Below are 14,981 nucleotides of genomic sequence, written 5' to 3'. Positions count from 1 at the left end.
TGCAGGCTATTTCCGGCGTGCACTACAACTTCTCGCTGCCGATGGCATTCTGGCAGGCGAAGTGCGGCGTTACCGGCGTGGAAGACGGCAAAGAGGCCATCTCGGCAGGCTATCTGCGCCTGATCCGCAACTACTACCGCTTCGGCTGGGTCATTCCGTATCTCTTCGGCGCCTCTCCGGCGGTGTGCTCCTCTTTCCTGCAGGGCAAAGAGACGACGCTACCGTTTGAAAAGACCGACAGCGGCATCTATTACCTGCCGTATGCGACTTCGCTGCGCCTGAGCGATCTGGGTTATACCAATAAGTCGCAAAGCAATCTCGGAATTACGTTTAACGATCTGCACGAGTATGTGGCAGGATTGAAGCGGGCGATTAAAACCCCGTCCGAAGAGTTTGCGCGCATTGGCAGCGAGAAAGACGGCAAGCTGCTGCAGATTAACAGCAACATTCTGCAGATTGAGAACGAGCTTTATGCGCCCATTCGTCCTAAACGCGTGACCCGCAGCGGTGAAACGCCGTCTGACGCGCTGCTGCGCGGCGGCATCGAATATATCGAAGTGCGCTCGCTGGACATCAACCCGTTCTCGCCAACGGGTGTGGACGAACAGCAGGTGCGTTTCCTCGATCTGTTTATGGTCTGGTGCGTGCTGGCCGACGCGCCGGAGATGAGCAGCGACGAGCTGCTGTGTACCAAAACCAACTGGAACCGCGTCATTCTGGAAGGGCGCAAGCCTGGCCTGACGCTGGGCATCGGCTGCGAAACCGCGCAGTTCCCGCTGGCGAAAGTGGGTAAAGATCTGTTCGCCGATCTGAGGCGCGTGGCGCAGACCCTGGACAGCATTGACGGCGGCAGCGTCTATCAGGACGTGTGCGACGAGCTGACTGCCAGCTTCGATAATCCTGATTTAACTTTCTCTGCACGCATTTTGCGCGCTATGCTGGAAGACGGTATCGGCGGCACCGGCAAGGCGCTGGCCGACAAATACCGGACGATGCTGCGGGAAGAGCCGCTGGAGATCCTCAGCGAAGCGGATTTTGAAACGGAGCGGGAAGCGTCGCTGGTTCGCCAGCGTGAGATGGAGGCGGCTGACGATGAGCCTTTTGAAGCGCTGGTTGCGCGGCACGCCTGACAGAAAAGAAAAAGGCCACATCACTGTGGCCAAACTTTCATCTCTGAAACAGGGATGATGATAATAAATGCGCGTCTTTCATATACTCAGACTCGCCCGGGAACACAGAGTTCATTTTATTTTTAAAAAAATTACGCTCTTCTTATGATTTTCTCTAAGCCATTAATCGGTAAGGGAATATGAAGAGTTCGGAGGAGACAAAATGCCGTTATTAGATAGCTTCACTGTCGACCATACCCGAATGGAAGCCCCTGCTGTTCGTGTGGCCAAAACCATGAAAACCCCGCACGGTGACGAGATCACCGTGTTCGATCTGCGCTTTTGCATCCCGAACAAAGAGGTTATGCCGGAAAAAGGCATTCACACTCTGGAACACCTCTTTGCCGGCTTCATGCGTAATCACCTGAACGGCAACGGCGTTGAGATCATCGACATTTCGCCGATGGGCTGCCGCACCGGCTTTTACATGAGCCTGATTGGCACCCCGGACGAAGCGCGCGTAGCGACGGCCTGGAAAGCAGCGATGGAAGATGTCCTCAAGGTGAAAGACCAGAACCAGATCCCGGAACTGAACGTTTACCAGTGCGGCACTTACCACATGCACTCCCTGCAGGAAGCGCAGGATATTGCCCGCCACATCATTGCTCACGACGTGCGCGTCAACAGTAACGACGAACTGGCGCTGCCGAAAGAAAAACTGCAGGAGCTGCACATCTAGCAGCCTCCGCTGCGTCCTGCCCGGCGCGCTGCCGGGCAGGACGCCTCAACCTGTATTCCACTTCAGACCGTTCATTTCTTCTCTGAATACCGCATTGGCTGCAGATAAAAAAAGGCCCTCTTCGCTGAGAGGGCCTTTTCGCTAGTGCGCGCCGCCGCCGCCGCCTCCCGCGCCGAAAGGCGGTTTGGCGAACCACACCAGCCCGAGCAGCACCAGGAACACGCCTGCGGACATCCAGAATATCTCGTTGGCGGAAATAATCAGGCCCTGATTGGTTATCTCCCGCGCTATCCAGCCGGATGCCTGCTGCTGGGACATGCCGATGCCCTCCAGCTGGCTGTACATCCGCTGCGCGTCCGGCGCGTAGGGCGTTACCGACTCCGTCAGCTGGGCATGGTGCATCGCCTCGCGGTTGGTCCACAGGGTCGTGGTGATCGACGTCCCGATGGAGCCTGCCAGGGTGCGGGTAAAGTTCGACAGGCTCGACGCCGCCGCCAGCCTGTCCGGCGACAGCCCGGACAGCGTGATGGTAGTGAGCGGCATAAAGAAGCAGGCCACCGCAAATCCCTGGATAAACTGCGGCCACGCCGAGGCGCCAAAATCCATCCCCGGTTCAAAAGTATACGCGCGCCAGTAGAAGCACACCGCGTACATAATGAAGCTGAACGTCACCAGCCGGCGCATGTCGAGCTTATGGGCGAAGCGGCCAATCAGCGGCGACAGAATTACCGGAATCACCCCCACCGGCGCGGAGGCAAGCCCCGCCCAGGTCGCGGTATAACCGTAGACCTCCTGCAGCAGCTGGGGCAGCAGAACAATCGCCCCGAAGTACAGCATGTAGGCCAGGCTGATGCACAGGCAGCCGATGGTAAAATTACGCGACTTAAACAGCGACAGATCGACAATTGGGTGTTCGTCGGTCAGCTCCCAGACAATCAGGAAGCTGAGCGCCACCACCGCCGTAATAGTCAGCACCACGATTTCGGTAGAGTTAAACCAGTCCAGCTCTTTACCTCGGTCGAGCATCACCTGCAGGCAGCCGATGCCGACAATCAGCAGCGCCAGGCCCACCGCGTCAATGCGCCGGTGCTCGGTGCGGGTTTCCCGCCCGCGCAGGGTTTGCAGGGTCAACAGCACCACCAGCGCGCCGATAGGTACGTTGATAAAGAAGATCCAGCCCCAGTGGTAGTTATCGCTGATGTAGCCGCCGAGAATCGGCCCGCAGATAGGCGCGACGATCACCGTCATCGACCACAGCGCCAGCGCCACCGAACGCTTGGCGGGCGGGTAGTTGCTCAACAGCAGGCTCTGGGAGAGCGGGATCAGCGGCCCGGCAACGATACCCTGAATAACGCGGAAGAAAATCAGCATCGTCAGGCTGCTGGAGACCCCGCACGCCCAGGAGGCGATAGCAAAGGCGATGGTTGACCACAGGAATAGCTTCACCTCGCCGACGCGCTTGGCCAGCCAGCCGGTGATTGGAATGGAGATGGCGTTCGCCACCCCAAACGAGGTGATAACCCAGGTTCCCTGGCTCAGGGAAGAGCCGAGGTTCCCGGCAATGGTCGGGATCGCCACGTTGGCGATCGTGGAGTCCAGCACCTGCATGAACGTCGCCAGCGACAGCGCGATGGTCATAATGACCAGCTGCGCGCCCTCCAGCGGTTTTTGCTGTTGCATTGCGCTCACCTCGGATTAATCGGTGTTGGCTTTCACGATGCCGTCTATCAGCACGTTGACCGGATCGAGGCTGATTTCGCGGGCATTACTTTCGTAAGCCGGGGTGCTACGGACCTCGTTAGCCAGCATTTTGCCGTCGCGGTGGGTAGTATCTACCTTCACCAGCGTCGACAGCCCGATGCGCAGCGGATGTTTTGCCAGCTGCTGCGCATCCAGCTCGACGCGCACCGGCAGGCGCTGAACCACTTTGATCCAGTTACCGGTGGCGTTTTGCGCCGGCAGCAGGGAGAAGGCGCTGCCGGTACCCATATCCAGGCCGATCACTTTACCTTTGTACTCCACGTCGTCGCCGTAGATGTCGCTAATTACCGTGACCGGCTGGCCGATGCGCATGTACGCCAGCTGGGTCTCTTTGAAGTTAGCGTCCACCCACAGGCCGGTCGCCGGCACCACCGCCATCAGCGGCGTACTGGGGCTTATCTGTGCGCCGGGCTGTACCGAGCGGCGGGAGACGTAGCCGGTCATCGGGCTGACGATTTTGGTACGCTGCAGGGCAAGCCAGGCGTCGCGCACCTGCGTTGCGGCCTGCTTCACCGCGGGCTGATCTTCCAGTCGGGTATCCAGAATCATCGCCTGGTTGGCGTTATATTGCTGAACGGCAACGTCCAGCTGGGCCTGGGCGCTGGCAACCGCGTCTTTCGCATGCTGCAGCTCTTCGCGGCCAATCAGGTTGGCGCTGCCGAGCGGCACGCGGCGCGCCAGATCGGTCTGCGCCTGGGAGAGCGCGGTCTTTCTCAGGCTGATATTGGCCTGCATCTGCTTGCTGTTAATCATCAGCTGGCGGGTTTGACGCACGCTGGAGGCAAGCGCGGTTTGGGCCTTCTCAAACGCCTGCTGCGCATCGGTGGGATCGAGCGTGACCAGCACGTCGCCTTTTTTAATAAAGTCGGTATTTTCGGCCCATACCTTGGTCACGCTGCCTGAGACCTGGGCCATGATTTGCACCTGATTCCCGGCCACGTACGCATCGTCGGTTTCTTCAAAATGACGAAGCACTAAAAACCAGTAGATACCGTAGGCCACCGCAATTAAAACAAAGAGTAGGGTCAGCAGCAGAAGCAGGCCTTTACGTTTACCTTTCTTCTTTGCCGGTTGCTGCGGGGCTTGGGTCTCCGCATTAGCGCTCATGTTTATCTCCACTTTCTTATTATTAACGGCCGGTTGTACCGACCTTTTCGGCAGAAAGGCCAGCAGTTTTGCGACTGCTGGCCTGTCTGATTTCTGCTGTTATCTTTGTTCACCCGTCATGTGCGGCCGGTGGGGCGGTAACACTGTCCACCTGAATTTCCGACCGCCGCTGCAGCGGGTGCTACAGGATATTCCAGAGGTGCTTATTTGTAACCTGCGGATCGTCCGATTGGCGCTTAGCCGAAAGTATCGGCGACCACGCCTTCCTCGTCCATTTTGTCGAGCCGCACCAGCAATTTGCGGGTGATTTGCTCAAGCTGGTCTTTTTCAGCGGCGCTCAGGGAAGACCAAAGCTCGTGCAGGCAGTTATGCTGCGGAGGCAGAACGCCCTCAATGAACTGGTGGCCTTTTTCCGTCAGCTGCAGATGCAGGCAGCGGCGATCGTTATCGCTTTCACGGCGCTCGATCCAGCCGCGCTTTTCCAGCTCGTCGGCAATGCGGGTAGCGTTGGTGCGCGACGATCCCAGCGCGCAGCTCAATTCGGAGGGCTGAATGCTGTGATTTTCCTGCGACTCAAGGGTAATCAGCGCCATAAACAGCGTTTCGTTAAGCCCCTGGGCCTTCAGCATCTTGTTGCGGTTTTCCAGCAGCTTGCCCTGCATGTGCATGCACAGGCGCGTAAGCAGGACTTCCTGATAGGGGAACTCCTCGTGACGGCTGGCGCGGAATTTTAGCATTTGTTCAATGGGTGTGAATGAACTGTCCATTTGGCATAACCTCATTAATTACAGTCGATATAGTAACGATGGTTACAAATAAAGTAAATGAATTAATACCCGGTTATGTATTCTCCGGAGGGTCACTCCATATCGTCCTGGCGGTGGTATCCGCGCCACCACACCAGCAGGTTAAGCACCGCTACTGCGGCCCCGGCAGCGCACACGCCGGTCCAGCCCATATGCTGCCACGCGTAAGCCGACAGCAGCGAGCCCGCCGCGCCGCCGATGAAGTAGCTGGTCATATAGCCGGCCGTCAGGCGATTGCGCGCCTCCGGCAGGGTGCGGTAGATAACGGTCTGATTGGTGATGTGCACGTCCTGTACGGTGAGGTCCAGCACCACCACGCCGACAATCAGCGCCAGCACCGACGCATGCCCCCACCAGATAGCCAGCCATGAGAGCAGCAGCAGCAACAGGCCGCCGGTAGTTGTCAGGTGCGCGCGGCCTTTATCGGCGTGGACACCCGCCGGACGCGCGCCGAGCGCCCCCGCCGCGCCCGCCAGGCCAAACAGCCCGATGGTGCTTTCAGAAAAATGCCAGGGCGCGCCGGCCAGCAGAAAGGCCATTGAGGTCCAGACGATGCTGAAATTGGCGAAGGTGAGGCAGCCGAGCAGCGCCCGGGTGCGCAAAATTTTATCCCGGGCAAACAGCGTAAATACCGAACCGAGGATCTGCGGATAGTTAAGGTGCGTTTCCTGTTTCACTTTCGGCAGTCCGCGCCAGAGGGCCAGCGCCATTAGCGCCATCAGCCCGCTGGCGACCCAGTAAACGGTGCGCCAGCCGCCGAGGCTTGCCAGTACGCCGGCGACGGTGCGGGCCAGCAGAATGCCCAGCAGCAGGCCGCTCATGATGGTGCCGACCACCCGACCGCGCTGTTCGGGCGCCGCCAGGGTTGCCGCCAGCGGCACCAGGATCTGTGCCATCACTGAAAACAGGCCGGTCAGCGCGGTGCCGAGGATCATCACCGGCAGCGTGCTGCTGCTGGCAACGATCAGCATCCCGCCCGCGGCCAGCAGGGTCATCACTACAATCAGGCTGCGGCGTTCGAACATGTCCCCCAGCGGGACCAGAAACAACAGCCCGCAGGCATAGCCGAGCTGCGCGGTGGTGACGATAAATCCGGCCTGGCCAGCGGAGATGGCAAATGCGCGGGCAATAGTGTCCAGCAGCGGCTGGGCATAATAGTTGCTGGCAACGGCAAGGCCGGTGGCGACAGACATCAGGGCGATCAGCAGCGGGCTAAGCCCGTGAGCGGTTTTAGTCATAGGAGTGGTTTAGATTGAATGAGTACGCTTTAACGGATAGCGCATCATAGCGAACACGCGAAAAGATCGAAAAAGTGTTATGTGTCAGATTGTGCGAAAAATATCCGGCAGGCGGGCAGGGGATTAACGACCGGTGGAACCAGGAGCAAAAGGGGAGCCGCGGCCGGTTCCCCTTATCATCAAAAGGCGAGTAAAAATTATTTCTGTGCTGCCAGCGCCGCCTTCACCCAGCCGTCAAACTGCTGCTGGTGGGCCTTGATCCAGCCGTCAACGTGATTGTTGATATCCGCTTCCGAGGCGTGGCCGCTGTGCATCATGGCATTTTCCGCGTTGATGTCGGCAATCGGCAGTTTCATCACCGAGAACAACGTTGCCGCGGCCGGATTTTTAGCCGCCCAGGCCTTATTGGCAACAATATGCATAGTGTTCACCGGGAAGCCGAAGTTCATGCCGTTCGGCAGCTTAGTGTCAATGCCCTTCTGATTACCCGGCAGGGAGGAGAAGGGAACCTGCAGCCAGACGACATCTTTGCCCGGCTTGAGCACGTCGCTGACCCAGTACGGCGTCCAGGTGTAATACAGCACCGGCTTGCCTTCTTTAAAGCGGGTGATGGTATCGGCCATCATCGCCGCATAGTTGCCCTGGTTGTGTACCACGGTATTGCTCAGGCCGTATGCCTCGATCTGGTGGTTGATCACTGCCTCACAGCCCCAGCCCGGCGTACAGCCGGTCAGGTCAGCCTTGCCGTTGCCGTTGGTGTCGAACAGGCGGGCGATTTTGGGATCCTTAAGCTGCTCGTAGTTGGTGATGTGGTACTTCTCGGCGGTTTTTTTATCGATCAGATAGCCCTGGGCCGCGCCGGTAACGTAGTCCCCTTTGCGGTAAAACTTATTGTCACCGCCCGCTGCGGCGTACATATCGTCGTGTAGCGGCTGCCAGTTGGTGGCGAGGAAGGTTGCGTCGCCGGCTGCAATCGAGGTATAGGCGACGTTGTAGTCCACTTCCCCCGGCTTATCGACGCTGTAGCCGAGCTTCTCCAGCGCGCGGCTGACCAGCAGCGTCTGGAACGTCTCTTCGGAAATAGTGCTCTGGAGGGGCTTAACGGTGATGCCTTTACCCGGCAGCTCTGCCGCAAAGGTGCTGGCGGTGGCAAGCGTGGCAAACGCGGTCGCAAAAAGTACGCTGTATCGCATCGTTATTCCTTATTAATAGAGGACTTTGCAGGCCCGGCTGCGGGCCCGCATCGTTTTATTTAATGAAAGGGCGGGTGATAAGCCCTGCGGGGCCGGAGGTGTACCAGCGGCGGTTGCCGCGGCTGCGGGCATCGCGGCCTACGGCCTGGGTGAGGCGGTCAAGAATGATCGCGAGGATCACAATGCCGACGCCGCCCACGGAGGCGAGCCCCATATCAAGGCGTCCGATGCCGCGCAGCACCATCTGTCCCAGCCCGCCGACGGCAATCATCGAGGCGATCACTACCATTGATAGCGCCAGCATCAGGGTCTGATTCACCCCGGCCATAATGGTTGGCATCGCCAGCGGCAGCTGCACTTTAAACAGCATCTGGCGCGGGCTTGCGCCAAAGGAGCGGGACGCCTCGATTAAATCGGCGGGCACCTGGTTAATGCCGAGGATCGTCAGGCGCACGATAGGCGGCAGCGCGAAGATAATGGTTACCACCACACCCGGCACGTTGCCGATGCCAAACAGCATGACAATAGGCACCAGATAGACGAAGGCTGGCGTAGTCTGCATCGCATCCAGCAGCGGGCGGATAATCTTCGCCGCTCGCGGGCTGCGGGCCAGCCAGATGCCCAGAGGCAGACCGATTATCATGCAGAACAGCAGCGCGGTGAGCACCAGCGCCAGAGTTACCATTGCCTGCGACCACGCGCCGATGGCGCCGATCAGGATCAGCGAAATCAGTGAGGCAACCCCCATACCGGCTCCGCCGATTTGCCAGGCAATAAGCGTAAAGGCCAGGATAGCTACCGGCGCAGGCATCCCCAGTAGCAGCTGCTGGAAGGCGCTCAGGATATAATCAATCGGCACCCGAATGCCCTGGAATACCGGACGGAAATGGGTGACTACCCAGTCAATGCCTTCCGTAACCCAGCGGTCGAGCGGGATCAGCGTCCGGTGAAACGGATCGAGAAAATGAAAGTGTTCCGGCTCCGGTGCCGGGGCGCTGGTCAGCCAGTCGGCCCCGCCGCCGTCGGCGGGTGCCGGTGCGGAAGAGCCCCACGCATCGGCGGACTGCGGCGCGGCGTCTGCCGCCTCGGGCGTTGCCCACGGATTAGTTTGATCGGTCACTGTTTTGCCCCCTCGCGATCTAAGGTCTGCAGCAGCACGCGCTTGGATATGCTGCCGAGATACTGGTGCTGCTCGTCGATAACCGGCACCGCGCAGGGTGCCTGCCCAACGTGGGACAGCAGCTCGCTCAGCGCCGTCTGCCCGTCAACCGCAAGCGGCTCGGCAAGCAGGGCGCCCTCAATGCTTTGCTCTGCGGCGAGAGCGGCCTTCAGGGAATCAATAGACACGGTGCCGACAAATTTGTTATCGCGCTCAATCACGTAGCCGTAATCCTTGTCCGCATCCTCGAGCAGCTTCAGCGCCGATCGCGGGCCAAAACCCGGCGCTTTACGAATAAGCCCGGCAGGCTGGCGGCGGGCAATATCTTTGGCGCTGAATACCTGGCTAATATCGACGCCGCGGAAAAAGGTACGCACGTAGTCGTTAGCCGGATTATTCAGGATTTCATCCGGAGTGCCGACCTGAACCACCTTGCCATTTTGCATAATCGCAATCCGGTCGCCGATGCGCATGGCTTCATCCAGATCGTGGGAAATAAATACCACGGTGCGCTGGTGACGGGCCTGTAATTTAACCAGTTCATCCTGCATTTCGGTACGAATTAACGGATCGAGAGCTGAGAAAGCTTCGTCCATCAGTAATATATCGGGGTTAATCGCTAATGCCCGGGCCAGGCCAACACGCTGCCGCATTCCGCCGGATAATTCATCCGGATAGGACTGCGCATAATTCTCCAGACCAACCTGCTTTAGTGCCTCCAGCGCTTTTTCCCTGCGCTCCGATGCGGATATTCCGGCCAGCTCCATGCCGAATGCCGTATTATCCAATACGTTCAGGTGTGGCATTAGCGCAAATGACTGGAAGACCATCGCAATCTTTTTTCTGCGCACCTCGCGAAGTTCCGCATCGGATATTTTGGCAATGTCGATGCCGTCAATCAGCACCTGTCCGCGGGTGGGTTCAATCAGGCGATTGAGAAGGCGTACCATGGTGGATTTGCCGGAACCGGAGAGCCCCATGATGACAAATATCTCGCCTTCTTCAATGGTCAGACTGGCGTCTATAACGCCGAGGGAGAGACCCGTTTTCTCCAGAATTTTATCTTTCTGCAGGCCTTGCTCGATATATTTAAAAGCGCGCTGTGGATGCTCGCCGAATATTCTATAGAGATTTTTAACTTCTAATTTAATTGCCATGCAATAACGTGATTCCTGTTATTTTATAGAGTCGATAAAGTATCCAGTGTAAATAATTGACTGGCGATACCCTAACATACTCAGAATCTGAGACAACCCTCAGTTTCAGATTGTTGTTGGCAATTTTGACAAGAAGTGGCCTAAATATCCCTTCACAGCAGGCATTTCTGATGATGTGAGAATGGCTATTTTTATGAAAAATAAATCGGCGAAGAGAGGAAAAAGAGTGGTGCAGACGGTGAAATTTAAGAAAAAAAGCGGCTTGTATTCAGCCGGATATCTTCAGGGTAGCAGTTAAATATGTAAAGATAATTCGGGGAGAATATCAGAATATATTCTCCCCGCAGCTGACAATTAAAAATTCCAGTCTTCGTCCTCGGTTTCCACCGCTTTGCCCATCACGTAGGAGGAGCCGGAACCGGAGAAGAAGTCGTGGTTTTCATCGGCGTTGGGCGACAGGGCGCTCAAAATCGCCGGATTCACTTCCGCCATCTCCGCCGGGAACAGCGCTTCGTAGCCGAGGTTCATCAGCGCCTTGTTGGCGTTGTAGCACAGGAACGCCTTCACCTCGTCCTCCCAGCCGCTGCCGGCGTACAGCGCTTCGGTGTAGGCCAGCTCGTTGTCATAGAGATCCATCAGCAGATCGAGGGCGAAGTTTTTAATCTCCTCCCGCACCTGCGGCGACTCTTTTTCCAGCCCGCGCTGAAACTTATAGCCAATGTAGTAGCCGTGTACCGCCTCGTCGCGGATGATCAGGCGAATTAAATCGGCGGTGTTGGTGAGCTTGCCCCGGCTCGACCAGTACATCGGCAGCCAAAAGCCGGAATAGAACAGGAACGACTCCAGAAACACGCTGGCGATTTTCTTTTTCAGCGGCGCGTCGGCGGCATAGTGATCCAGCATCAGGCTGGCCTTGCGCTGGAGCGGGGCATTGTCCTCGCTCCACGCATAGGCGGCGTCCACGTCTTTGGTCTGGCAAAGGGTCGAGAAAATCGAGCTGTAGGAGCGGGCGTGCACCGCTTCCATAAAGCCGATGTTCGACATCACCGCCTCTTCGTGCGGCGTAATGGCATCCGGCATCAGCGCCGGCGCGCCCACCGTATTCTGAATGGTGTCCAGCAGCGTCAGCCCGGTAAACACCCGAATGGTCAGCTGCTGCTCGGCGGCGCTCAGGCTCTGCCATGCGGGAATATCGTTAGACAGCGGCACTTTTTCCGGCAGCCAGAAGTTGCTGGTCAGGCGGTTCCAGACCTCCAGATCTTTATCATCCTCAAGGCGGTTCCAGTTAATGGCGCTGATACGCGTCAGGCGTTTCATGTTTCCGTTCTCCTTACAGCGCGCAGGACACGCAGCCTTCAATTTCGGTGCCTTCCAGCGCCATCTGGCGCAGGCGAATGTAGTACAGCGTCTTGATGCCCTTTTTCCAGGCATAGATTTGCGCTTTGTTAATGTCGCGGGTGGTGGCGGTGTCCGGGAAGAACAGCGTCAGCGACAGCCCCTGATCCACGTGGCGGGTGGCTTCGGCGTAGGTATCAATGATTTTTTCCGGGCCAATCTCGTAGGCGTCCTGATAGAGCGCCAGATTGTCATTGGTCATAAACGGTGCCGGATAGTACACGCGGCCGATTTTGCCCTCTTTGCGGATCTCTATTTTCGACACAATCGGGTGGATGCTCGACGTGGCGTGATTGATATAGGAAATAGAGCCGGTAGGCGGCACCGCCTGCAGATTCTGGTTGTAAATGCCGTAGCGCATCACGTCATCGCGCAGTTGCTGCCACATCGCGCGGTCCGGAAGCTGAACGCCGGCATCGGCAAACAGGGTGCGCACCCGCGCGGTCTTCGGCTGCCAGTCGCCTTCCAGATACTGCTTAAAGTACTCGCCGCTGGCGTAGCGCGACTCGGCAAAACCGGCAAAGCGCTCGCCGCGCTCCCGGGCCAGCTGCATCGAGGTGTGCAGCGCGTGCCAGGTAATGGTGTAAAAGTACAGGTTGGTGAAGTCCAGCCCTTCCGGGCTGCCGTAAGCGATGCCCTCCCGAGCCAGATAGCCGTGCAGGTTCATCTGCCCGAGGCCAATGGCGTGCGAGGCGGCGTTGCCCGCTTCGACGGAGGGGACCGAGCGGATGTGGCTCATGTCGGACACCGCGCTCAGCCCGCGCACTGCGGTTTCCACCGTGCCGGCGAAGTCCGGCGAGTCCATGGTGCGGGCGATGTTCAGCGATCCCAGATTGCAGGAGATGTCCCGGCCAACGTCGGCGTAGTCCAGATTCTCATCGTAGGTCGAGGCGCTGTTAACCTGCAGGATCTCCGAGCACAGGTTGCTCATGTTGATGCGCCCGGCTATCGGGCTGGCGCGGTTAACCGTGTCTTCATACATGATGTACGGATAGCCGGACTCGAACTGGATCTCGGCCAGGGTCTGGAAGAAGTCCCGGGCGCTGATAAAGGTTTTACGCACCCGATCGTCCGCCAGCAGCGTGTCGTAGCACTCGCTAACGGCGATATCGCCGAAAGGCTTGCCGTACAGGCGCTCCACATCATAGGGGGAAAACAGCGCCATCTGCGCGTTGGCCTTCGCCAGCTGGAAGGTAATGTCCGGAATAACCACGCCAAGAGAAAGGGTTTTAATGCGGATTTTCTCATCGGCGTTTTCGCGCTTGGTGTCGAGGAAGCGCAGAATATCCGGGTGGTGCGCGTTGAGATAGACCGCGCCCGCGCCCTGGCGCGCGCCGAGCTGGTTAGCGTAGGAGAAGGCATCCTCCAGCATTTTCATCACCGGAATGATGCCGGAAGACTGGTTTTCGATGCGCTTGATCGGCGCGCCCGCTTCCCGCAGGTTGGAGAGCAGGAACGCCACGCCACCGCCGCGCTTGGAGAGCTGCAGGGCAGAGTTCACCGCCCGGCCAATAGACTCCATATTGTCTTCAATGCGCAGCAGGAAGCAGGAGACCAGCTCACCGCGCTGCTGCTTGCCGCAGTTGAGGAAGGTTGGCGTGGCGGGCTGGAAGCGGCCGGAGAGCATCTCGTCCGTCAGCCGCCGGGCCAGCGTCTCGTCGCCCTGGGCCAGAGTCAGCGCCACCATTACCGCGCGGTCTTCGAAATGCTCAAGGTACTCTCTGCCGTCGAAGGTCTTTAGGGTATAGCTGGTGTAAAACTTCCACGCGCCGAGAAAGGTCTGGAAGACAAACCCGCTGGCGTGGGCTTCGGCGAACAGATCCACCACGAAGGCGCGGGCGTAGCGGGCCAGCACTTTTGGATCGTAATAGTTCTCCGCCAGCAGCCAGTCGAGGCGGGCATCCTGATTGGCGAAGGTGCGCGTGTTGGGGCGCACGTGGCTGCTCATAAAGGCGGCGACCGCCTCGGCGTCTTTCTCAAACTGGATGCGGCCGTCTCTGTCATACAGATTTAGCATCGCATTCAGGGCGTGGTAGTCGGGTGCGCTTTGCGTGACGCGCTCTGCGGTTATCGTTGCCAAAATTCGCTTACTCCTTGTCGCACATTATCGATATCGCGCGGGGTTCCCATCAGTTCGAACCGATAAAGGCAGGGCACGCCGCATTTTTGCGAGATGACGTCTCCGGCGCGCCCGTAAGCTTCACCGAAATTACGGTTTCCGGACGCAATCACGCCGCGAATAAGGGCGCGATTGTCGGGATCGTTCAAAAAGCGGATCACCTGGCGGGGAACCGCCCCGGCGGTGCCGCCAAAGCCGTAGCTCGGCACGATCAAAATATAGGGTTCGTTAACTTTAATGCGTGCCTTCTCGTCGAGCGGAATACGCGTCGCCGGCAGCCCCAGGCGCTCGACGAAGCGCAGGGTATTTTCGGAACTGCTGGAGAAGAAGACGAGCCCGCTCATGCGCTGGCCGCAGCATCCGGGCGCAGGCGGTTAATCATATCCGGGCGAAAGCCGCTCCAGCTGGTCTCACCGACCACCACCACCGGCAGCGAGCGGTAGCCCTGGGCGCGTAAGGTATCGGCAGCGTCCGGATGATGGTCGATATTCACCATTTCAAACGCAACGCCCCTGGACTCCATCGCTCTTTTGGTGGCATGGCACTGCACGCAGTCGTTTCGAGTGTAAATAGTAATGATCATGATTCGCATTTCCGTTTAAAATGACAATAAAGGCGCAAAAATAGCGCTTGCCGTTGTCGTGTGTCTTGGTAGGAGATACTAGATGTAGTTGATGTAAAACTCAACCATACAATATATAGATTTTTTGGCGGAATTTTTCCCCTGCGGTGCAACCCGCAGGGGGCGGGCATTTACGGCAATATTACTGGCGCATACCGATGGCCAGGCGGTTAAAGGCGTTCATCAGGCCGGCGGCGAACGTCAGATCGCTTATCTCCCGGGCGCTGAAATGCGCCAGCAGCGGCTGATAAACCGCATCTTCTGCCCGGGTGCGGGTGATGTCGGTCAGATCTTCCGCCCAGGCCAGCGCCGCGCGCTCGCGATCCGAGAAGCGGTGGCTGACGCGCCATCCCGCCAGCTCGTCCAGCTTCACCTGATCCACCCCGCGCTTGCGCAGCGCCCGGCTGTGCATCTCAAGGCAGAACGCGCAGCCGTTTATCTGCGAAATCCGCAGATAAACGAGCTCCACCAGCTCGGGGTCGAGATCGCTTTTATCCAGCGCGCTCTTGGCCTGTAAAAATCCGGCGTAGGCTTCCGGGCTCAGTTCGTTATAGGGCTGGCGTAACGTATTCATAC

The 14,981-nt window shown here is 58.3% G+C and carries 14 protein-coding genes; 2 read left to right on the top strand and 12 right to left on the bottom strand.

Annotation, left to right across the window (positions count from 1 at the left end):
- Both gshA and luxS read left to right on the top strand, forming a co-directional pair.
- Positions 1–1,130 (top strand): glutamate--cysteine ligase (gene gshA / locus QZ766_RS16410; RefSeq protein ID WP_297203802.1); only part of this gene is annotated, 1,130 nt, incomplete at its 5' end.
- Positions 1,131–1,332: 202 nt separating this feature from the next.
- A complete protein-coding gene (luxS, locus tag QZ766_RS16405) occupies positions 1,333–1,848 on the top strand; it encodes an S-ribosylhomocysteine lyase (protein WP_297203800.1) in 516 nt (171 codons plus the stop codon).
- A gap of 141 nt (positions 1,849–1,989) precedes the next feature.
- Here luxS and emrB read toward each other — a convergent pair whose 3' ends face one another.
- The 12 genes from emrB to QZ766_RS16345 form a co-directional block, all read right to left on the bottom strand.
- A complete protein-coding gene (gene emrB, locus QZ766_RS16400; protein WP_297203798.1) occupies positions 1,990–3,528 on the bottom strand; it encodes a multidrug efflux MFS transporter permease subunit EmrB in 1,539 nt (512 codons plus the stop codon).
- A gap of 15 nt (positions 3,529–3,543) precedes the next feature.
- Positions 3,544–4,716, bottom strand: coding sequence for a multidrug efflux MFS transporter periplasmic adaptor subunit EmrA (gene emrA / locus QZ766_RS16395; protein ID WP_297203796.1), 1,173 nt, complete (start codon positions 4,714–4,716; stop codon positions 3,544–3,546).
- A gap of 236 nt (positions 4,717–4,952) precedes the next feature.
- Positions 4,953–5,483, bottom strand: coding sequence for a transcriptional repressor MprA (gene mprA / locus QZ766_RS16390; RefSeq protein WP_297203794.1), 531 nt, complete (start codon positions 5,481–5,483; stop codon positions 4,953–4,955).
- Positions 5,484–5,575: 92 nt separating this feature from the next.
- Entirely contained in the window at positions 5,576–6,760 is a 1,185-nt protein-coding gene (locus QZ766_RS16385) for an MFS transporter (protein WP_297203792.1), read from the bottom strand.
- Between the two features lie 197 nt (positions 6,761–6,957).
- Complete coding sequence (gene proX / locus QZ766_RS16380) at positions 6,958–7,953, bottom strand: glycine betaine/L-proline ABC transporter substrate-binding protein ProX (protein WP_297203790.1); 996 nt, start codon at positions 7,951–7,953, stop codon at positions 6,958–6,960.
- Between the two features lie 55 nt (positions 7,954–8,008).
- Positions 8,009–9,073 (bottom strand): glycine betaine/L-proline ABC transporter permease ProW, encoded by a 1,065-nt coding sequence (gene proW, locus QZ766_RS16375; protein WP_297203788.1) that lies wholly within the window; start codon positions 9,071–9,073, stop codon positions 8,009–8,011.
- Entirely contained in the window at positions 9,070–10,269 is a 1,200-nt protein-coding gene (gene proV / locus QZ766_RS16370; protein ID WP_297203786.1) for a glycine betaine/L-proline ABC transporter ATP-binding protein ProV, read from the bottom strand. The genes proW and proV overlap by 4 nt, the downstream gene beginning before the upstream one ends.
- Positions 10,270–10,623: 354 nt before the next feature.
- Entirely contained in the window at positions 10,624–11,586 is a 963-nt protein-coding gene (gene nrdF, locus QZ766_RS16365; protein ID WP_297203784.1) for a class 1b ribonucleoside-diphosphate reductase subunit beta, read from the bottom strand.
- 13 nt (positions 11,587–11,599) lie between these two features.
- A complete protein-coding gene (nrdE, locus tag QZ766_RS16360) occupies positions 11,600–13,744 on the bottom strand; it encodes a class 1b ribonucleoside-diphosphate reductase subunit alpha (RefSeq protein ID WP_297203782.1) in 2,145 nt (714 codons plus the stop codon).
- Positions 13,732–14,127, bottom strand: coding sequence for a class Ib ribonucleoside-diphosphate reductase assembly flavoprotein NrdI (nrdI, locus tag QZ766_RS16355; RefSeq protein WP_297203780.1), 396 nt, complete (start codon positions 14,125–14,127; stop codon positions 13,732–13,734). The genes nrdE and nrdI overlap by 13 nt, the downstream gene beginning before the upstream one ends.
- The gene (gene nrdH / locus QZ766_RS16350) at positions 14,124–14,366 is read right to left on the bottom strand and encodes a glutaredoxin-like protein NrdH (RefSeq protein WP_297203778.1); all 243 of its coding nucleotides are present in this window, start codon (positions 14,364–14,366) and stop codon (positions 14,124–14,126) included. Before nrdH ends, nrdI begins: the two co-directional genes overlap by 4 nt.
- Before the next feature lie 181 nt (positions 14,367–14,547).
- Complete coding sequence (locus tag QZ766_RS16345) at positions 14,548–14,979, bottom strand: carboxymuconolactone decarboxylase family protein (protein ID WP_297203776.1); 432 nt, start codon at positions 14,977–14,979, stop codon at positions 14,548–14,550.
- Positions 14,980–14,981 lie beyond the last annotated feature (2 nt).

The organism is uncultured Pluralibacter sp. (genome assembly GCF_913775985.1).
Classification (GTDB): domain Bacteria; phylum Pseudomonadota; class Gammaproteobacteria; order Enterobacterales; family Enterobacteriaceae; genus Pluralibacter.
This window is presented reverse-complemented; position numbering and strand designations above follow the sequence as displayed.